At 54.6% G+C, this 21,208-nt stretch carries 16 protein-coding genes; 7 read left to right on the top strand and 9 right to left on the bottom strand.

The features are described 5' to 3' along the window. Positions 1-24 precede the first annotated feature (24 nt). From V2P20_RS17670 to V2P20_RS17635, 8 genes are all read right to left on the bottom strand, one after another. Complete coding sequence (locus V2P20_RS17670) at positions 25-2,286, bottom strand: terpene cyclase/mutase family protein (protein ID WP_331820630.1); 2,262 nt, start codon at positions 2,284-2,286, stop codon at positions 25-27. Positions 2,287-2,320: 34 nt separating this feature from the next. Beyond that, positions 2,321-2,923, bottom strand: coding sequence for a nuclear transport factor 2 family protein (locus V2P20_RS17665; RefSeq protein WP_331820628.1), 603 nt, complete (start codon positions 2,921-2,923; stop codon positions 2,321-2,323). 20 nt (positions 2,924-2,943) lie between these two features. Next, entirely contained in the window at positions 2,944-4,575 is a 1,632-nt protein-coding gene (locus V2P20_RS17660) for a cytochrome P450 (protein WP_331820626.1), read from the bottom strand. Positions 4,576-4,783: 208 nt separating this feature from the next. Then, positions 4,784-6,370, bottom strand: coding sequence for an FAD-binding protein (locus tag V2P20_RS17655; protein WP_331820624.1), 1,587 nt, complete (start codon positions 6,368-6,370; stop codon positions 4,784-4,786). An 82-nt stretch (positions 6,371-6,452) separates the two neighbouring features. Then, positions 6,453-8,717 carry a tetratricopeptide repeat protein gene (locus tag V2P20_RS17650; RefSeq protein WP_331820623.1) on the bottom strand — a complete coding sequence of 755 codons (2,265 nt, stop codon included), beginning with the start codon at positions 8,715-8,717 and terminating at the stop codon, positions 6,453-6,455. Between the two features lie 52 nt (positions 8,718-8,769). Next, positions 8,770-9,546, bottom strand: coding sequence for a hypothetical protein (locus V2P20_RS17645; RefSeq protein WP_331820621.1), 777 nt, complete (start codon positions 9,544-9,546; stop codon positions 8,770-8,772). A 123-nt stretch (positions 9,547-9,669) separates the two neighbouring features. Further along, a complete protein-coding gene (locus V2P20_RS17640) occupies positions 9,670-10,098 on the bottom strand; it encodes an STAS/SEC14 domain-containing protein (RefSeq protein WP_331820620.1) in 429 nt (142 codons plus the stop codon). After that, the gene (locus V2P20_RS17635) at positions 10,095-12,461 is read right to left on the bottom strand and encodes an arylsulfatase (protein ID WP_331820618.1); all 2,367 of its coding nucleotides are present in this window, start codon (positions 12,459-12,461) and stop codon (positions 10,095-10,097) included. Before V2P20_RS17635 ends, V2P20_RS17640 begins: the two co-directional genes overlap by 4 nt. A 463-nt stretch (positions 12,462-12,924) precedes the next feature. On the opposite strand from V2P20_RS17635, the gene V2P20_RS17630 reads away from it, so the two are divergent. The 7 genes from V2P20_RS17630 (at position 12,925) to V2P20_RS17600 (ending at position 20,158) form a co-directional block, all read left to right on the top strand. Further along, on the top strand, positions 12,925-13,731 hold the full coding sequence (locus tag V2P20_RS17630; RefSeq protein ID WP_331820616.1) for a class I SAM-dependent methyltransferase: 807 nt from the start codon (positions 12,925-12,927) through the stop codon (positions 13,729-13,731). Positions 13,732-13,770: 39 nt separating this feature from the next. Continuing rightward, on the top strand, positions 13,771-14,349 hold the full coding sequence (locus V2P20_RS17625; protein WP_331820614.1) for a hypothetical protein: 579 nt from the start codon (positions 13,771-13,773) through the stop codon (positions 14,347-14,349). 257 nt (positions 14,350-14,606) lie between these two features. Continuing rightward, on the top strand, positions 14,607-15,302 hold the full coding sequence (locus V2P20_RS17620; protein ID WP_331820612.1) for a hypothetical protein: 696 nt from the start codon (positions 14,607-14,609) through the stop codon (positions 15,300-15,302). Positions 15,303-15,408: 106 nt separating this feature from the next. Then, positions 15,409-17,856 (top strand): arylsulfatase, encoded by a 2,448-nt coding sequence (locus tag V2P20_RS17615; RefSeq protein WP_331820610.1) that lies wholly within the window; start codon positions 15,409-15,411, stop codon positions 17,854-17,856. Positions 17,857-18,070: 214 nt separating this feature from the next. Then, positions 18,071-18,481: an SRPBCC family protein gene (locus V2P20_RS17610; RefSeq protein WP_331820608.1), complete on the top strand. Its 411-nt coding sequence runs from the start codon at positions 18,071-18,073 to the stop codon at positions 18,479-18,481. A gap of 83 nt (positions 18,482-18,564) precedes the next feature. After that, positions 18,565-19,392, top strand: coding sequence for an alpha/beta hydrolase (locus V2P20_RS17605; protein WP_331820606.1), 828 nt, complete (start codon positions 18,565-18,567; stop codon positions 19,390-19,392). Between the two features lie 280 nt (positions 19,393-19,672). After that, on the top strand, positions 19,673-20,158 hold the full coding sequence (locus tag V2P20_RS17600; protein WP_331820604.1) for a GNAT family N-acetyltransferase: 486 nt from the start codon (positions 19,673-19,675) through the stop codon (positions 20,156-20,158). 398 nt (positions 20,159-20,556) lie between these two features. On the opposite strand, the gene V2P20_RS17595 is transcribed toward V2P20_RS17600, so the two are convergent. Beyond that, positions 20,557-21,208 (bottom strand): hypothetical protein (locus V2P20_RS17595; RefSeq protein ID WP_331820602.1); only part of this gene is annotated, 652 nt, incomplete at its 5' end.

Genomic DNA, 21,208 nt, shown 5'->3' with positions numbered 1-21,208 from the left:
ATTGGGCCACTCCATGCACATCCTTTAGACCGCGTTGATTTTTTTATCTTTTATATAACGATTACAGTACCGGCTTAACGCCCAGATAGGGAATATATTCCTGTAATTGGCATAAGTAATCATGCAATTGTAATTAAAAACGCCGGAAATATTTTCCTGCGGCCAATCGCCTGTGTCCGTTTGTCTGTTCAACAACACCTTGATGCCTGCTTCCATAATTTTTTTATCGCCAAAATCGGCAGCCATCAGTGTCAGCAAAGCCCAAGCGGTATTAATCACCTGGGACGTGGCCGCCTCGGTATAAACCAGTTTTGAACACGATTCGAAAGTCTCCCCCCAGCCGCCGTCCGCTTTTTGATTATCGACTAAAAAAGCGCAGGCTTTGTTGATGCTGGTCATTAAAACCGCATCGTCATAATAGCCTTTGCCCTTGGCCTTGCTGATTGCTTCGACGCCGAACCAAGTGGCGTAGGTAAAACAGACCGCCCAGCCGCCATACCAGGATCCATCCGGCTTTTGCTGTTCAAGGATAAAATTTATTCCCGCACTGATCGCCTTGCGTATTTCGCCGCTTTTATAATCCGGATAAGTGTCCTGAATTTCCAGCAATGAAATAACGCAAGCCGCAGTGCATTCCGTCCATGAATAATCGATCATGATATCGGCGAACACTTCGGATGGATTGAGTTTTTCCAGCCACTTAGATGCGCGAGTCAGCTCATAAGTTGCCCAACCGCCATCGGTGTTTTGATAAGAAAGTATGACGTCAACGGCTTGTTTGATGCGTTGCTCATCAATCGCCGGTTCAACCAGACCTGAATGATGAATGGCCAAAGCGGCGCTTAAGCCTTCCGCTGTGCAATCGGCAACCGGCCAGCCATTTTCAGGGGTTGAAAAAGGCCAGCTGCCAATCATCGGATGGCGGAAAAACTCGGCATGCGTCGGGTGTTCGGCCTTGATTTGCGCTAGTTCGATGAACCGATAGCTTTTCGCAACCGTTTCAGGGAATAGTTTGCCCAGGCCGCTTTCCAGCATGGCGCGGCTTGCAAAAGCGGTATCCCAAAGCTGCGAGCCGTTGTAGCCGTTCATTTTCATGCCATCTTCGGCAACCCATAAATAATCATACCAGCGCGCTGCATGCTTTTTGAACTGCGTGGAATCTTTGCCGTAGGCGTGCCAGATGCAAATGGAATTGATGGCTTGATTGACGGGACCGATGTTGATGTAGCTGGTCTGCTCATCCTCGGCATTGAGATATTTTAAAATGTAGTCCGTGGCCTTTTTTCTTAACCAGGCGCATCTGAACTTTTCATAATTATTGGTGAAAAAATTCATCCACTTCAGCACCGGAGACGGCGTGGTATAACAATCTTTTTCACATACCGCATTGCGTTGTTTCGGCCAATCGATAGAGGCGAAATCTTCGCTGTAAATTTCCTCTCGCAAAGACAGGATCAGTTCATTTTCGGGGGCTTTGATTCGCTGCGCATAACAATAGGCCATCGGCAGATAAACCATGCGGGTGTGGCACCAATAGCGCCAGGGATGAACCGGCAGCCATTTGGGAAACAGCCACATTTCGGGAAACAGGCTGTTGAAGCCTTGCCAGTCGTACAAATTCAGTACGGCAAGATAAAATTTCCCCCACGAAGGGATGCCGGTTGCACCGCCATTGGTTTTGATCCACGTCCTGGCCTTGGTCAGCCGCTGATCATCTTTATCGACTCCCAGCAGGCGCAATGACACGTATTGCATGACGGTGCCGAACATGGTCGACTCGCCTTCGATGTGCATGCCCCAGCCGCCATCTTTATTTTGATGATTGAACAAATAAAGCTTCATCATTTCCCGATGCGCTTTGGGGAAAGGCGTATCCGAGATATAAGCGGCGATCAGCAAGCCGGGCAGGAGAAACAGCGGACCGCCGTAATCGCCCGGCCAATGGCCGTCTTCACATTGCAGGCAAGCGTAGTAATTCATTCCCTTGATGAGCGCGTCGATGACTTTTTGCTCATCGGGATTCTTCGACTGCGGTATCTGACCGGTAAATTGCTGGAATTTCGCTTCAGCGGCTTGATTTCTAAAAACCTTATCGCCGGAATTGGGATTGCCGGATTTATCAAACTGAAAATCTTCGGCAAACTGCGCTATGTCTTCGTCTGTAATGCTGTCGGCATTTTGCAAATGCTCATTGATATTATTTGAGCCGGGCTTGAATGCCCAAATCTGCCGTCCTTTTTCAGTGAGTAACTGCCAGTTTTTCCAACCCGGTTTTACATTCAGCATAGATATTTATGAGATTCCTTTTAGCTTGTATTTTTTACTTATTAAACAGGGCAATGCTTACCATTGCCATAAAACCTTTCAGTTTTTTCCATAAACCGGGATCTTTGCGCAAGCGCTCATGGCCTGGCAGCAGTTGCCCTTTGGCCAATTTGCCGATTTTTCTTTTCACGGCCGGATCCAGTTTGCCGTCGGCCGCCAATTCAAAAAACAAGGCTTTCACATTGCCTAAATCAAAAAAATCCCGCTGCCATTCCCATTTATAATTACCGCCATAGCGAAACCAGGAACCGCCTATGCCTGCCACTTCATAATGGCTTCCGTCGTCTCTCAGCGCGGGCGACACCTGGCGCCACAGGCCAATCACTTCACCCTGTTTTTCATCGATTAAAATGCGGTGATACGGGTAGCGCCACTCTTCAAAACCTTCCATTTGCACGCCTAAAGCCCATTCTTCTATCTCTTTACGGCTGCGCGCCACGAATTCTTCATTGGGCCCGATATTCCAGCGATATTCGGCCGTATCGGTATACATCTCGCCCAGGTATTTGGGCCAGTTACCCTCTTTTTCCGCGTTACGATTCGCCTGCAGCCAACGGTCGACCATTTCTTCAAGTTCTTCTCTGGGATATGCGGCCATTCTTTATCTCTTCAGTACATTTAGTTGGATTCAATTTTAATTGCTTTTGACGGACAATATTTTTCGGCCTGCCGGGCTTTTTCCAACAGATCCGGCGGCGGGTTTTCCTGTAAAACAGTCACGTTGCCCGCCTCGTCTACCTGAAAAAGCTCTGGCGCTTCAGTCATGCAGGTTGCATGCCCCTGGCAAAGCTCTCTGTCGATTATTATTCGAAAGCTCGGCGCAGTTTGTACGCTTTCCTGAACGATGTTTTCCGGCGACGCATCAGCGGCGCGTTTAATATCCGTGCGCTTTATATAACGAACACGGCAAGGCGATAGCGGCTGCACCACCATTTGGGTGAAGTCATCCTGATAAGCGTCTTTATCGTCGACCAGTTCAAAAGTGTACCGGCGCAGCAGAATGCTGAAAATGGCTTTGAGTTGCAACATGGCAAACGCGTTGCCGCTGCACTTGTGTTTGCCGCCGCCGAAGGCGATCCAGCTGAAGGGCCTGGCATCTTCCTGGCGTGCTTCCGAATAGCGGTCGGGATCAAATTTTTCCGGGTCCGGGAAAACATCAGCGATGCGGTGCGATACGCGCGGCGAGGCGCAGACATATTTTCCGGCCTTGATCGTATAATCTTTAAAATGAAAGTCCTGCATCACCTTGCGGATTAAAAATATCAGCGGCGGATGCAGGCGCAGGACTTCTTTAATGACATTTTCCAGCACCGGAATTTCGCGCAACGCTTGAAAAGTCACTTCGCCGTCAACGCCGAAGTGCGCATCCAGCTCTTTCAGGACCCGCTCCAGATATTCAGGCCGGCGCGCCAGCTCCAGCAAGGTCCAGGCGGCCGTTCCCGCTGTGGTGTGATGCCCGGCGAACAGGGTACCGATCAGCATGCCCGTTATTTCGTGAGCGGATAAGCGGCTGCCATCCTCATAGCGGGCATCGATGAGCAACTGAAACGCATCTTCGCTTTTTTCTGGTTTCTGCGCTCTTTTGGCAATAATCCCGGTGACCAATTCCTGAAGCCTGGCGCGCGCTTTATCACGGCGGCGAAACACGGGCAAAGGCAAATAGGGAAAAACAAACGCCAGAGGATTCACGCCTTTTTCGAGATCGTGATAAATCCTGGCGAATTCTTCATTCAGTTCGTAACGAAATTCATCGCCGAGCAGACAGTGGCTGGAGGTATAAATGGTGAGTTCTTTCATGAACTCAAGCAAATCGATTTCACCCGTATCGCCCCAGTCGGCAATCATTTGCTCGACTTCCCGGACGATCACTTGCGCATAGCCGCGCATCGGTTTATCGCGCAAGACCGGCATGAGCATTTTAAGCTGCTGGTCTTTTTTATGCGGCGGCGCATCGAAAACCACACCCTTGCCAAAAATCGGCGTCATGATTTTATACGCCTGGCTTTGATCCAATTGAGCGTCGGGCGCGCGAAAAAAAGCTTCATTCGCGTCCGGTCCGGTCATCAGCACCATTTCTTGATGAAACATGCGGAATTCACCGATTTCCCCCAGCGTCTTTCTAAGCGATATCATGTAATCAAAGGGATTTTTGCCGAATGCGAGCATATGTCCTAAAAGCGGTAATGCGCCGGGCATTTTGGGCGGGGCTTTGCCGGGCGAAACGGTTTTTTCGGTATTCGTCTTATTCATTACTCAATCTGGACAGGTGCGCCTGAAAACCGGTGATTTTACGCGCGATGCCCGACTAATGTACAAAAACTTTTACAAGCCATCGCGTAAATGTCAGACCAGCAAGGCATTGCCCCACATTCAGGCAGTCTCCCTTTACCATGCCAGGCGCCGCATGAAGAATCTGTGTTGCCGGCAAAAAGTTCGAATGTCTGCAAACGGCAGCTTTTCAATTCGCCTTTTCCAGCTTCCTCATCTCGACCGGCGAAACCCTGCCTTTTGAGGAGACTTTGTCGTACACCTCATCGAAAGCCTGCCGGCAATACGGCAATCGCTCTCGCAAATCGTCATAGCCCGCATGGTCGAACATCTTCCTGAAATCCTCCCTGCTCATGAAGGTTCTTGCATACAAGGCCTGGTAGCCCCCGTGTTCGATAACGAATTTTTCCAGCAACGGCAGGGCGACGGCATTATCGAAACCCGCCCTGCCCGGCGTACCGTAGGCGCCGATGTCCACATACATTTCGTCCATGGCGCCGTCTTTTGTCTGGAAAGGGTGAACAAAGCCGGGCTGTCCGCCATTATCCTTGATCGCCATCGGCGACAGCCATAAGGGATATAACCGGAAATGCTCGTCGAAATAGACAATGGACTGCTTCAGATGCCTGATCGGCACGAGCATATCCTGAACCACATGAAACTTTTCCCGAAGCCGCCGGGTGGTTTGCGTTTCCGTGTATTTCAATAGTTCGATTCGAGGAGGCAGGGCCCAGCCCAGCAGCGCCCTGAAAACGGGATGGTTTCCGAACGGAATGATTTCCTCCATGGCCCAGAAATAACTGCGGGTATGCCGGTGAAAATAATCCCGCACCGGCAGGTATTCGATGCCTTCTTTTCTGCGCTCAAGGTAGGTTTGGACATGCTTGTAAAACCAGGGCTTGTACCATCGCCCGACGGAGTTCAAAGATCCGTCCGAGCCCACGGTATCGGCAAACCTGCCGACCATGATGACCGACTGATCGCGCCCGTAAACCAGGCCTTCCACGAAATCGTTGTTTTCCGTCTCCCGGCTGGCTCGCTCGAAAACGCTAACCATGTCATCAAGGGTATGAACGGGCTGGTAGTGAATTCTGACATATTTTTTGACCGGAATAATTTTCAATTCGGCAGCCACCAGAAAACCCAGCGTGCCGTGGCTCCACGGAATCTGATAAAAAAGCTCCGGATTTTCCGAAGGACTGCATTTAACCAGCGTCCCTTCGGCGGTCACAATCTCGAAGGATTCGCAAATGTGCTGAAACAGCCCATATTTATGGCTGCTGGTTTCCACGCCGAAGCCCATGATCAGGCCGCCCACCGTCAGGCTGTCCAGTTCCGGCACCACAGGCAACGTCCAGCCTCGCGATATGAGGTTGCGGGAGATCTGGCCCATGGTCGCCAGCGGCTCCACCCGCACGATTCTGCGCTGTTCGTCAATTTCAAGCAGGTCATACATGCCGACATCGATCCTGCGGTGCGTAAGCTTGTATTTAGGCACCAGCTCGCTCATGGTTTTCCAGCCTGACCTGGCGGTGCAAAGTTTTTGCTCCGCGCCTTGATTTTTCCAGTCCGCAATTTGCCGAATGACCGCTTCAACCCGGGCATCGTGTTTGGCGGGCGCACTGTTCAAATGGAACGAAATCCAGTTGCGGGCGCCGGCATAAGCGCCATAGACCGCTGAAACGGGCAGGAGGAAAAGGGTGGCGAATAGTCCCCGGTAATGGGTCAGTATGTGTTCGAATAATTTTGAGAACGTGTAATTATTGTTATTGCTCATTAATCTTTCCGACCTTAAAAGCGTCAAGTTTACTTTAACTAAGCTAATTCTACGCTCTTTCGTTTCGGAACAAGCGGCGCGTTCATCGCCTGTGTGCCTCCGCCGCCAACTGAGACCGCAGCTCGTTCAGCGCCGGATCGCCCGGCGCCCTCTTCAGCGAAGCTTCGACTACGGCTTTCGCCTCCCGCGTATGCCCCGCGCCGTACAAAGCTACGGCATAAACATAGCTGAAGCGCGCATCATCAGGAGCCAGTTCCATCGCCTGCTTCAGCGAAGCCAGAGCCTCGGGCAGATGCTTCTGCCGCACCTGCAGCAATCCGAGGCTGTGATGTAAAACGGCCGCTTTCGGCTGGCGCGCCAATCCTTCCCGAAGCAGCGCCTCCCCTTCGCCGTCGCGGTTCGTCTGGCGATAGAGATCAGCCAGATTGACGTAGGCCGGCAGCCAATCCGGATCGATGGCGAGCGCCTCGCGATACGATTGTTCAGCTTCCGCGAATTCGCCGCGCGCCGCGTGGAAATTGCCCAGATTGACCTGTGCGGCCGGCTCGTCGGCATTGAAGCGCAATGAGGCAAGGTATTCATCGATAGCGCTCCCGAAATCGGCCCGTTCGCCCGGCGGCACCTGTCCGACGGGAATCCCGGCCAGCGCACTCGCCGCGAGCATGCGCACCGCCCGTACCGGATCGCGCAGCAGCGGATGGGCGACTTGCCAAAGCTGATCCGGCGGCAGCGGCGCCAAGGCCTCGACTGCGGCGGCGCGCACTTGCGGATCGGCATCGCCTAGCGCCCCGGCCAGCGCCGGAAGCGAATTTTCGCTCAGCCAGTGCCCCAGCTCCGCAGCCGCCGTGGCCTTCGCGACAGCCGGCTGATCCTTGTCGCGCAGCAACGCTAGCAGACGCGCTTCGGCGTCCGTAGCCCCTGTCCGCGCCGCGTGCAAGGTTTCGGCATAATCCTGATAACCCTTGGGATCGTGTCCATACCATTGCCGCACTTTGTCTGCCGCCCAGCGGGTCGGTTTGTTCGCATGGCAGTTCGCGCAGGCATTGGGTGTACCGAGCCGCACAGAAAGATCCGGGCGCGGCACTCTGAAGCTATGATCGCGGCGCGACTCGACGACCATATAGGTCCTGGCCGGCATGTGGCAGTTGACGCACTGAGCGCCGCCAGAGCCGATATTGTGGAAATGATGCTTTTCGGTATCGTACTTGTCCTGGCTGTGGCATTGCAGGCAGACCCCGTTCCCGGGCGCGCGCAGCTTCAGACTGTGGGGTTCATGGCAATCGCTGCAGGTTACGCCGGCCGCATGCATCCTGCTTTGCAGGAAAGAGCCGTATTCGTAAACCTCGCCTTCGATCTGGCCATCGGCATGATACAACGTTTCCTGCAGCAGCGAAGGCAGATGGGTATCCATCAGCGGGCCATGGCGGTAATCGCCGGCCATCTGGGCGCGCCGCGCATGACAGCGGGCGCAGACCTGGATTTCTCTATCGGAACTGCGCGGGATGCTGCGCTGGGCGTTACCCGATGCCGGATCGATCGTCCATTGGATTTTTTGCCGTTCATTCAACAGGACGGTCAAGCCCCTGGTCCTGGCATCGATGCGCTCGAACTCCGGTTTGCGTTCGGCCCAGGCCACATGATTGGAACCGGGCCCATGACAGGCTTCGCAGACTACGTCGATCTCCGACGCGGCCGTGCGGTAAGTGCGGTTGGCCGGATCATAGTTCTTTTGCAGATTGGTCGAATGACACTCGGCGCACATGTAGTTCCAGTTTTGCGAGCGTTTCGTCCAGTGCAGTTCGTCTTTATAATCGATTTTCTCGTCCGGATAGAGATGAAACCAGCGCTGGCCGCCCTGTTCCTTAGGCCGGCTGTCCCAGGCGATGGACAGGGCCTGCAGCCGTCCGCCCGGAAGCTCGACCAGATACTGCTGGAGCGGCGTAAAGCCGAAGGTGTACTTGATCTCGAAATCGGCAAGCTCGCCGTCCGGGCCATCGGTGCGCACCAGGTAATGCCCGTTCTGACGGAAGAACCGGGAAACCACGCCGTCCTTTTTGAATTCGGCGCCGCGAAAATCCCCCAGCACAGTCCTCTCGCTCGCCTCCTGCATGGCGAGGTCGTGGTGCGAACCCTGCCACAGACGATCCTGTTCGGCATGACAGCCGGCGCATGCGGCTCTGCCGACAAACTCAGGCTGAATCCGCGCAGTTGCTTTGGCTGGCCCAATGTCTGCCGCAATTACGGCTTCTTGTTCAGATAACGTGAAATAAAACCAGCCCATGCCGACAGAGAGCGTCACTATCGCTCCGGCAGCGAGTAACCATCTGTTTTTGGTAGAAACTGTCACTTCATGATCTCCGCCCTTCCTCTCTCGTTTGCAAGATCGGTGATTTTCAAATTCATCCCATACTTTTTCTCAGGTCCAGGAACACCCGATCCACGGAATCGATCCGAATCTGGCCTAAACGGGGATACTCGACATCGAGTATCACATAGACGGTGCCTGAGATGATGACGGCGAATACCAGCACATGGACCCAGTTTCGCCCCCGGTCTCCATCCGCCTCATAGCCGACCAATACCGAGCTGATCAATGCCAGAAGGAACAACATGACGAAGACTACCTTTGGTGGATGCATCTCCAGCGAAGTGGTGGTGCGCAGATTGGCGATATCGAACATTTGATTCAAAGCCGCCAACAGCAAGGTCGTAGTGGGAACCGATCCCGAAGCCTGACAAGCCTTGACGGCCATCGGCCAGATTTGGCCTTGCAGTGCATTGGCCCGGGCAAGGGCGGCCCGGGAAGCTTTGATATCGGGCAGCTTCCGAGTCATATCCAGACGCGCATCCAGGTATTGCCGGAATAAAGCCCGTAGTGCCGGCTGTGCATCGACCGGCAACAAGTCCAGCCTGAGATAGGCTGTGCCAATGGCATTTGCCTCCTCGACCACCAATTCCCGGCGGTAGTCGAATCGGGAAGCGGCCCCGGAAAAGGTAAAGGCGATGAGCAAGCCCAGCAGCGCATAGACCGCACCGTCGAGCAGTCCTGCGGCAGTGTTGCCGCTTTTCGATTTCGGCAACCATCGAATACCCATGAGCCTGCCAGCCTCAAAGGCAAGCAGTATGCCGAGAAATAAACCCGCTGAAGACAAGAGCGCAACGCTAGTATGATCCATATTTTGGTTTACTCCCGCTTCATTGTAATTCCCTGACACTGCTGCATCAGTCGTTTGTAGAACCGTTACACAACAAATCCTTTTCCCTTTCCGGGCGCCAGATCATGAAACTGCATCGCCGATTTACGCGCGCACCCAAAGTTCGGCTGCCTTCAATGAGGAAGCGGGAAAGAATTCAATCTCGGTAGGGCGAAGCCCTTTGCCGGTAAACATGAAGATTTGCTCCCTCCAGCTTTCATCGCCCACGATCGCCATCTTTACAATAGAGTTGCCATAGCCCGTCAGGAAACCGACATCCTCCCATTCTTCGGTCTTTTCCCAGCCCTCGAAATTCTCAGCCAGTATCAACAGCCTCGGCTTCAAGCCGCGATCGATCAGATCGCGGGCCATTTCCTGCAATGCCTTCTGATCGGCCAGCCTCATAACGCCCGAAATGCGGACACGCATGATATCGTTATCGATTTCCAAAATTTCGTAAGCCATTGCACGACCTCTCTTGTCATTATTCCGCAGTGTGGCCGGCTTCTCCGGGTAGCGCTCTGCAGGATTCATTTCACCTCGACAGTCACTTTTTCGATCTTGCCGGTGAAGCGCGTTTGTTCGCCCTCGCCGAGGCTGTCGACCACCGGCGTGGCCTCGTCGATGCCTACATCAGCCGTTTCGTCGATCGCGAATATCCTCGGCTGCGTTCGATCGATGCGGCCTTCGGCGACTTTGCTGCCGTTGACGGACAGCGCGCCTGTTCCGCCCTTGCCTACTCCGCCGCCATCGTAGGCGAAGTCGAACACCAGCGTGGACTTGCCGGCCGGCAAGGCTTCCGGCGCAGTCACCGTATAGCGGTTCAGGCCCAGCCAGTTATAGGTGTAGGCAGGCTTGCCGTCCTTCAGGTACAGGCACCAGCCGCCGAACCGCCCGCCCTGGGCGAGGATGACGCCGTTGGCACCGCTCTCGGGAATTTCCAGCTCGGCGGTGATGGTCTTGGAGCGGTTTTTCACGTCGATGAAGACGTTTTCCATCATGCCTGTCATGCCTTCGCCGAGGGTCAGGGATTTACGGCCGCCCATCACGTCGGGCCGGCCCACCGCGGAGGCGGTAAGGCGTTCGAGCAGACGGTCGTCGATCGGCAGTACGTTGTACTTGACCGCTTCGGTCATGAACAGCTTCTGCATTTCGGCGAGCTTCTGCGGGTTCTCTTTCGCCAGGTTGCGGCTGAGGCTGAAATCCTTGCGCACATCGTAGAGTTCCCAGATGTCTTCGGTCAGCGGGCGGCGGTTCTCGGTCTCCCAGGGCGCCCGGTGCAGCGTGCCGGCGAACCAGCCGTCATGGTAGACGGCGCGGTTGCCAAACATCTCGAAATACTGGGTGAGATGGCGGTCCTTGGCCCTGGCGTCGTCGAAGGTGTAAGCCAGGCTCACCCCTTCGATGGGTTTCTGTATCGTGCCGTTGACCACTTTGGGCTCGGGGAGATGGGCCGCTTCGAGGATCGTAGGCGCGATGTCGATCACGTGATGGAACTGGCTGCGGACTTCGTTTCTGGCCTTGAAGCCCTTGGGCCAGTGAATGACCATGCCGTTGCGCGTGCCGCCGAAGTCCGAGGCCACCTGTTTGGTCCACGCGAACGGCGCATCGAACGCTACCGCCCAGCCGGCCGCCATGTGCGGGTAGGTTTCGGGCCCGCCCCATTGATCCAGGTGCTTGAGCTGGTCTTCCACCGTCTCCTGCACGTAGTTGAAGTAGGTCATCTCGCTGAACATGCCGTTCATGCCGCCTTCGGCGCTGGCGCCGTTGTCGCCTTCTATATAGATGAACAGGGTGTTGTCCAGCTCGCCCAGGTCCTCTATCGCCTTGACCAGACGGCCGATCTCGTGGTCCGTGTGTTCGGCGAAGCCGGCGTAGACTTCCGCCTGGCGCGTGAACAGCTTCTTCTCGTCCGGCGTGAGCTTGTCCCAGTCCTTTATGGCCTCGGGCTTGACCGCCAGTTGAGTTCCAGCGGGTACAACGCCGAGCTCGATCTGCCGCCTGAGCGTCTCCTCGCGCTGCTTGTCCCAGCCCTGGTCGAACTTTCCTTTATACCTGTCGGCCCATTCTTTCGGCACATGATGCGGCGCATGGGTGGCGCCGGGCGCATAGTAAACGAAAAACGGCTTGTCCGGCGTCAGCGCCTGCTGATAGCGGACCCAGGCGATGGCCTGGTTGGTCATGTCGGTAGTGAAGTGGTAGTTCGGGTCATGCGGCGGCTGGACCTTGGTCACGCCATCGTAAATCAAAGGAGACCATTCATTGGTCTCACCGCCCAGGAAGCCGTAGAACTTATCGAACCCCTGCAGGGTCGGCCAGCGGGCAAACGGTCCCGAAACGCTGATTTCCCAGGGCGCCGTTTCATGCCATTTGCCGAAAGCGCCGGTGCTGTAACCGTTGAGCCGCAGTATCTCGGCCACCGGCGCCACGCTGTTCGGCAGCACGGCGGTATCGCCGGGAAACGCCGTAGCCGTCTCCATGATCGAACCGGTGTTGGCGGTGTGGTGGTTGCGGCCCGTCTTCAGCGCTTGGCGGGTCGGCGAACATAGCGCCGTGGTATGGAAGTTGTTGTAGCGCAGGCCCTCCTGCGCCAGCCGGTCCATTGTCGGCATCGCGACCGGGCCGCCGAAGGCATTGGCCGTGCCGAAGCCCATGTCGTCAATCAGCACGATAACTACGTTGGGCGCGCCCTTTGGCGCCTTGACCTCGAAGCGCGGCGGAGCCTTGGCCTTGCGGGCGTCGAGTTCCTTAATCGGCGGGTAATCGGGTTCGATAATGGGCAGGATGGTGCGGTCGAGTTTGGCTGCGCCGGGCGTGGCAGCCGCTACCCCGGCCGGCTCAAGGGCGGCGAAAACAGACAGAATGAATAAGGCTACGAACAGATATTGTCTTTTCATTTTTCTTATCCTTTTCCGGAATGCCTGGGTTTCATCGATTGGGATAAAGATCGGTCTGGCCTGATCGGCTGCATGTGTTTAAAACAATCTCAGCGTGAGCAGCTCTGGATTGGTTGACACTCCAGCTGCCGAGCCAGTTCCCGGAGGATCTGTCCAAGCGTGCGTATGCAGCAAGAAGCCGGGATTGGCCAGACTTCACATTAGTGCGTATTTCTCCGCACTCAGTCGCTTGAACAGCTGGTTTCAAGTCAAAGCCCGGTAACTGTCAAGCTAGACCGTAATGGTACGAATAGAAATTCAGCCAAAAACAAGAACAATAGCCTCTGAAGTAACGGAAATGCGACTTGACCCAAGATAAACAATTATCACATCCATACCAACTTCTTATTACACAGTGCTTCGTCGGCGACCGTCTATGGGATGTCCCGGCGAGAGACCAATATGCTGACGCAGAGATTCAGCCATGGGCATAACTTGCAGTAAAGACTTCGGGCCCATCCGCGATGATTATCTCTTTTTTGAAGAGCATAGTACGGAAGCCGCCGAAGATTTGCTCGCCTACATGCCTCACGTGCATGTACGTACGGCTGGAAGCGGCCCGATTCATATGCTGGACTTTGGCTGCGGCTCAGGGCGGTTCTCCCGCCAGTTTCTCGCCCTGGCCCGCCTGCCGCCGAAGCGGCTGCGGCTCTCTTTGGTCGAGCCTGAGCCCGGCTATCTCCGACAGGCGCTCAAGCAGCTGCAGCCCTTCTCTGCGCATCCCGCGCAAGCCTGGCCGGCGCTGCCGCCTGGCCTGGAAGCCCGCTTTGATCTGGTCCTGGCCAACCATGTTTTTTACTATGTCCCGCGTCTTGATGAAGTGCTGGCCCGCATTCTTCGCGCTTTAACCCCCACAGGGCTGTTCCTTGCCGCTATCGCCGGGCAGAAAAACAGGCTGATCCAGTTCGCGACCTATTGTTTTAACCTGATCAACATGCCTTATCCTTACCACACAGCAGAAGACTTTGAGGCCAGCCTGGACAGGCAGGGCGAAGTTTATCGCAAACAGGCCATGCATTATGAGCTGGCTTTTCCGGATGCGGAGGAGAATCGATTGAAAATCATGCGCTTCCTGATGGGGGACTATTTCGATGAAATCCCGCGGCAGCCTATGATGGATCTTTTCTCGCCTTATGCCCGAGCCGGCCGGATTGTGATTAAGACGGGGCATGAGCAGTTTGTCATTCAGCGCCAGGCAATGGGGGCCGCGCAAAAGATTGGGCATACCTGAAAGTCGCTCTCCCTTTAATCAGCTTTCGTGGAGATTCAAATGAAACCATCAATCTCAGCAATATCAGTTATTCGTACCGTAATGATTTTCGGCATCTTCGCATTTTCATCTCCGGCGTTTTCCGGTACGGACGAACAGACGCAGCCAAACAACTTCGGCGCACAAATTGCCGGCACATACCTGGCGATGCCTCAATCCGCTGATGAGTCAACCAGAATTCTGAACCTTTTCGCGGACGGCAACCTGACGAGCATACAGTCCGTTCAGTTTAGAGGAGAAGTGCCTCCCAATGCTTTCAGTAACCAGCATGGTACCTGGAAAAGCAGTGGAGACAACAAGGCTGAGGCTACCGTTTTGAGTATTGTGTATGATGCGGCAACGGACGCGTTCTTGGGCACCGTAAAATCTCAATTCGATATGCAATTCGATAATACACTGCAGACTGTAACCGTCACTGTAAAAGGACAGGTTTTCGGCCCCGGCGTAGATCCGCTGAATCCCGGCAGCGTTCAGCCAACCGATGAATTCAGCCATAACTTCCAGGCGAAACGTGTTGCCGTCGGCAGCGCAGGCTCTACTCCTGGCGATACAAGCACCAGCACTGACAGCTCAAATTAATTGAACAGGGCTTACGCAGTTTGCCTGTTCAACCGTCGAAATAGGCGGTTTTAAAACCTGTGGGGGCGACTGCCGACAGTAGGCGCTCTAAGCGGGGCAGGCTATGCATTCACACGCCCTGCCCGGCTTATGTTCCGCCTATCCTTACCTGCAGAATCAGAGCCATCAGTAATTGGACGGATAGTAATAGTACGGATAGAAAACCGGCTTAAAACATGAACAATGGCCGATAGCCGCTACAGTAGCGGAAATCCAGTTTGGCTCAGCGTGTCAGTAATCTGCCGTCGCATCAAAACGGACTGCCGCCATGCGTTGCGCTCCGTCGGCCGCAGGCTTGGGAACCGGGACTCTCGCCGCCCTGCCCGCACTTCCTATCGAAGATGCCGACAAGCCGCGATACCCATGACAGTCCGGATGGCAAATGCGAAGAGTCGCCCGATAAACTGCCAAGTCTTCTGAGCCATAAGGCTGGCCATTATGCGGCCAGATTGTTGAGTTGCGCCGCTGGAAAGCAAACATCGCTCACAACTGAAGCAGCCAGGAGGAGACTCGTGACCACGATAATCAATTTCATCAGCGGCCTGCTTGTCATCGCCACGCTTCTCCAGGTCACTGGATGCCAAACGGTAGACACAAGGCATACGCAGGATGTCGGCAGTCCCAAGTATCCGCCGTCCGATCCGTCGCAGGTTCAGATTCTGCGCGCGGAACCGACGCGTCCGCACGTGCGCCTGGGCGAAGTCAGGGCCGAACCCTCAAGCGAGAGCGTCGACGTGAGCAAAATTGAAGAGGCTTTGCGCCAGGAGGCGGCCAAGCTGGGCGCTGACGCGGCGGTCGTCGTCTATGACCGTACCGAGGTCACCGGCGCCTGGGTCACCGGGCCGTGGCGGGACCGGTCCGTTCAGCCGATCGAAGGCCGCGTCGTGATCGCCATAGCCATCAAGTACCAGTAACTTGGCCGAATTCGGGTAACAGCGATACTCAAACAACAGCAGTACGTATCGCCGCCGGAACAAGCGCAGGGAAAACAGCAACTTCAAACAACGATAGGAGATTGCAATGCATACAACTAGCCTTCAGAAACAGCAGTTGGGCGCATTACTCGGGCCGTTGTTCATGATTTTCATTTTACTGGCGCTTTCGCTCGACATTGCCTGGGCAAAAGCTCCGGGCGGCACCGTGCTGCCTCCCCCCGAGCCGCCATTCAAAGGCAAGATCGGGCAGACTTACAAGGATTCAAAACCCGACAAGATTCCGGTCATCAAGGCGCCGGCCGGGGCGCCGAACATCCTGGTCGTTCTGATCGATGATGTCGGTTACGGCGCCTGGGGAACCTTCGGCGGACAGATTCCCACGCCCAACCTGGACAAATTGGCGCAAGGCGGCCTGCGCTATACGCAATTCCACACGACGGCACTGTGCTCGCCGACCCGGGCCGCCTTGCTGACCGGGCGCAACCACCATTCGGCCGGCACCGGCACGATCACGGAAACCGGCACCGCCTATCCCGGCTATACCGGCCAGATTCCCAAAAGCACGGCGATGATCTCGGAGATCCTGCGCCAGAACGGCTACAGCACCGCCTTCTTCGGCAAAAACCACAATGTCCCGGACTGGGAGACCAGCGTCTCCGGCCCCTACGACCGCTGGCCCGGCCTGCAAGGCTTCGACCACTTCTACGGCTTTATCGGCGGGGAAGCGAATCAGTGGGCGCCGGCGCTTTATCGCGATCACCAGCCCGTGGAAATGCAGGTCCCGAAAGGCAAGGAAGGCCGCTACACGCTCAACGATTCGCTGGCGGACGAAGCCATCAAATATATTTTCCAGCAGAAATCGGTCACGCCCGACCGGCCGTTCTTCATCTATTATGCGCCCGGCGCCACCCACGCCCCGCATCACGTACCCAAAGACTGGCTGGACAAGTTCAAGGGACAATTCGACCAGGGCTGGGACAAGTACCGCGAAGATGCCTATCAGCGCCAGCTCAAGCTGGGGGTTATCCCGCCGGATACAAAGCTGACGCCCAGGCCCAGGGAAATTCCGGCCTACGATTCGCTCACGCCGGGCCAAAAGCAGGTTGCCGCGCGTTTAATGGAAGCGTTCGCAGCTTATACCGCGCAGACCGACTACGAAGTGGGCCGCGTTCTGGATGCCGTGGACCAGGTCGGCCAGTTGAATAACACCCTCGTCTTCTGGATCATCGGCGACAACGGCGCCTCCATGGAAGGCCAATTGTATGGTTCTTTCAACGAGATGGCGGCCTTAGGCGGTGTACAGGAAGATCCGGCTTTTATCCTGCAGCATCTGGACGAGATCGGCGGACCCAATGCCTACAATCATTACCCGGTGGGCTGGGCCTGGGCCATGAACACGCCCTTTCAATGGGGCAAGCAGATCGCCTCACACCTGGGCGGCGTACGCAATCCCATGGTGATCACTTGGCCGGACCGCATCAAGGATCGCGGCGGTCTTCGCCCCCAATTCCACCATGTGATCGACATCGCGCCTACTATCCTGGAAGCGGCGAAACTCCCGATACCCGGCGAAGTGAACGGCGTCAAGCAGAAGCCCATGGAAGGCGTCAGCATGCTGTACAGCTTCGATCAGCCTAGCGCCGAAAGCGCACGGCGCGAACAGTACTTTGAAATGTTCGGCAACCGGGCGCTGTACAAGGACGGCTGGATTGCCGCCGCTCGCCATGGCCGGCTGCCGTGGACGACCGGAACCTATGATTTCGACAAGGACAAATGGGAACTTTACGATTTAACGCACGATTTCAGCGAAGCCGACGATCTCGCCGCCAAACATCCCGACAGGCTCAAAAAGCTGCAGGACGAGTTCTGGGTGCAGGCCAAAAAATTTCAGGTTTTACCGCTGGACGACCGCCTGGCCGAACGCACCGATCCTCGCTTGCGTCCAAGCCTGATTGAAGGGCGCACCCAGTTCACCTATTATCCCGGAAGCATCCGAATTCCGGAGAGCTCTGCGCCGCCAACCAAGAACACATCGCATAGCATTACGGCACACATCGAAGTGCCCCAAGGCGGTGCTGACGGCGTTCTGGTTGCAGAAGGCGGCGTAGTCGGCGGCTTTTCCCTTTATATCAAGGACGGACGGCCTGTCTACGAGTATAACTACTTCACTCAGGCCCGCCGCAAAGTGACCGGGTCCGAAGTGCTGTCGCCGGGGCCGGCCGCCATCCGCATGGAGTTTCGCTATGACGGCGGCGGCATCGGCAAAGGCGCCACGACGACACTCTTCGTCAATGACAAGAAGGTGGGCGAAGGCCGCATTGAAGTCACCAACTGGGGGCGTTTCTCGGCTGACGAAACCTTCGACGTGGGCGAAGATACGGGATCGCCCGTGAGTGCAGATTATGCTTCGCCCAATCGATTTACGGGCATCCTCAAGAAAGTGGAAATTGACATCAAACCGGCAAGCGTAAACACGGCCGATCAGGAAAAAATCAAAAGCATGGCAGTAAGATCAAGGCTTGTGGTGGAGTAAGGCTGGAATCGTTTACAGCGATTGCATGCTGGAGGAAGAGCCGCCGTGCCTATCAGCCGGTGAAGGCGGGCGATGCGCCTCCCTTCGACTGCGCTCAGGACAGTCCTTGCGTCGGCACATCCTATGCGATACAGATTCAGCCTGACCCAGCATTGATTGGCGGCGCTTTTTTGCCTTTAATATTAACTGCCTTTCACTTCGGAGATGGAACAACATGAAAATCAGCATACAAGCGACGGTTAAATCGGATATTGAGAAGGTTTGGTCTGCCTGGACAACGCCGGCTGACATAAATCAGTGGCATGCAGCCAGCGACGATTGGCACAACCCGAGAAGCGTAAATGACCTTCGGGTTGGAGGAAGGTTTTCGTATAGAATGGAAGCAAAAGACGGCGGCATGGGGTTTGATTTTGAAGGAACCTATACAAATGTGGTCCCAAACAGACTGATCGAGTATAGCCTGGAAGATGGGCGGACTGTTTCAATCAACTTTGAACCAGTGAATAACAAAATCAAGATTGTGGAAACATTTGACGCCGAAGATGCGAATTCGGCTGAATTGCAGAGGCAGGGTTGGCAAAGCATTCTCAACAGGTTTGCCTTATATGTTGAATCGAGAATATAGTGGTCTTGGAAATCAACATCTCTATCCAGCTGACGACGTTGACAGACTACCGCTGAACCCAACTATCAAACGCCAGGAATATAATGAAACAATCATTGAAACTCAGTCAGTTCGGCGCCGATGACGGACAAATAGTCATCTATTTTCATGGTGTGCCCGGTGCGCCGGAAGAATGCAAAATTTTCGATCCTGACGGGAAAAGCCACGGTTTGACGTTTGTTTGTTTTGATCGGTTTTCTATCGATGCTTCGGTAAACGGGGAAACGTATTACAAGCTTCTGGCTGAGGAAATTTCAAAGAAAGCTGCCGGGAAACAAGTAGATGTCATCGGATTCTCAATCGGCGCTTTTATTGCGCTGCAGACGTGCCGTTACATGACTGACGGGACCGTCAAAAGTCTGCATTTGGTTTCTGCAGCTGCGCCGCTGGAGGCAGGAGATTACCTTGAAGCCATGGCTGGCAGACAGGTTTTTCAGCTGGCTAAAGCATTTCCTGCCCTGTTCGTTTTATTGTCTTACTGGCAAAGATTGCTCGCCTTGCTTTTCCCCAATGCATTATTTCGCGTTTTATTTGCCAGCGCCGCCGGTGCTGACAAAGCGCTGGCAGCCGACCGCGCATTTCAATCCGACATCACCCAAGTATTGAGATTGTGCTTTACTGACCGCGTGCAAGGCTATGCGAGAGATATCGGAGCTTATGCGAGCCCATGGAAAACCACGCTTCCTGAGGTCTCCGCCAAAACATACATCTGGCATGGCGCGGAGGATAACTGGTCGCCGAAGCTTATGGCCGATTACCTGAAATCAGCGATCCCAGGCTGCACCTCGATCAAGATGTTTAACGGCCTGTCACACTACTCGTGCCTATACCGGGCGGTGCCTGAAATATGCAATCTACTGGGCAAGGCGTAACATGACGGCCGCTTACGGACATCGCCATCCGGAGCGCTACCGAATTCGAAGACCAATTTCCGAGCACTAGAATCGTTTCACATAGTCTTCGAATCTGCCGACATTTGCGCAAATGCCGGCAGATTCGCTGTCGAAGGCAACGAACAGAACTTTGATCGGCTTGCGGAAGAACTGCTGCGGCCGGAGCAACCGTGAAGCCTCATCCGTCAGTCGATCAAAAATCGTACGAAATGATACACTTGGCCGCTCAATTTATAAGCGAAAACCGGAGAGCCGAACGATGACAATCCTTGTCCCTATGTCCCAGGAAGAGTTTATCGCATTCGCTGCCGAGGCTGTGCCTGCGTATGCGGCCGACAAAGTTGCGGCCGGCCAGTGGCATCAGGCCGAGGCGCTGGACCTTGCGCGCAAGTCATTTGAAAAACTTCTGCCCCAGGGCCTGCAGACAGTAAACCATCATCTGTTTACGCTGTATGATCAAACGAATCAAGCCGACGTTGGCGTGCTGTGGATCGAAGTTCAGAAACGGGCGGGGAAACAAGTCGCTTTTGTCAACGACATCTCTATCAAGCCCGAATTTCAGCGCAAAGGTCACGCCAAGCGCGCTTTAGCAGCCCTTGAGAACCTTGCCGGATCTCTCGGATTATCAGGTATTTCCTTGCACGTATTCGGCCACAACAAATCTGCCCAAGCTTTATACGATAGTCTTGGTTATCGCCCGACGAACGTCCTGATGTTTAAGCCAATCGAGGATACAAGCGCCTAATCCTCTCGGTCAAGAGAATCCGCCGCAGCCAGAACCTTCTGAAGTTAATAGCACATGTGTCTTTTGAGCGCCGGCTACCTTGCTCTGCAACCGATCTTTTATCTGCAACGTTAATTCTCCTTCCAATATCTGTATGACCGAGGTGAATCCCGGCTAGTGAGGCGGCTGGGCAGAAACGCAGCGCATTAGGTGGCGAAAGTTCAGGCCATGCTTGCAACACACGGGAGCGGCCCTCAAACACCGGCCGCCTTACCGTCCCGGCCTGAGATCGGGCAGATCTCAGCTTGGCTGAAAACGCTCCGGCGCACGGCCGGCCAATTAATGGATCGTTTTCAGGCCGACGCATGCCTGAACTTCTTAATTCAGGCTATGTTTCTGACTAAAAGATTAATGCTCTATTAATCGGCTGCCAAAAATTCTGGAAATATCTGTTTACTTCCCCGATCAGAAAAATTTTGCAGTATGTATTTTAAAGAAACAAGGTTCAGCGTCATTCTGAATAACACGTCATTGTTGTGCAACAAACCGTAGCAATGATAGGTCCTCAGCATGATGTTGGTCTGGTTCAAGGTATTGCTGCCTGATTCCGGGCGTTGATCCACCAGAATATGCAGCTTTTCATTATTTTTAAGCAAGCTTAAAGCGCGCCGATCCACTGAAATTTCATGAGAGGTATAAACCATAGGATTGCGCTTAAAATCATGATTTTCTAACTGCGCCTTTTCCAATAAGGCGCCGGAGCTCAGGCTGCAAGGAAATATCTCGGGATACTGCGCAGTTTGCGTTAGCTCATCGAAATAATCCGATTGCTCGGCGAAAGACCCGGAGAGAAAGTTTTTAACCGAGCCATTATTGAGATATTTACGCTTAAGAAAATAATCCGTGCCGGGCACCCTAGTGCAGTCCGGAACCTCATCCAGATCCGGCAGAGTGTCAAGTTTAGTGTCGGCTAAAAACAGTGGCGCTTGCGTTTCTTTTTTAAAGCCCAGCAGCACGGTTTTGTCGTCCGATTTCATGGCAATGCGATTGCCGAGCGTCAGGCTGGGGATC

The organism is Methylobacter sp. Wu1, assembly GCF_036553575.1.
Classification (GTDB): Bacteria; Pseudomonadota; Gammaproteobacteria; order Methylococcales; family Methylomonadaceae; genus Methylobacter.
The sequence above is the reverse complement of the archived record's forward strand: the minus strand, read 5'-3'. Positions and strand labels throughout refer to the sequence as shown.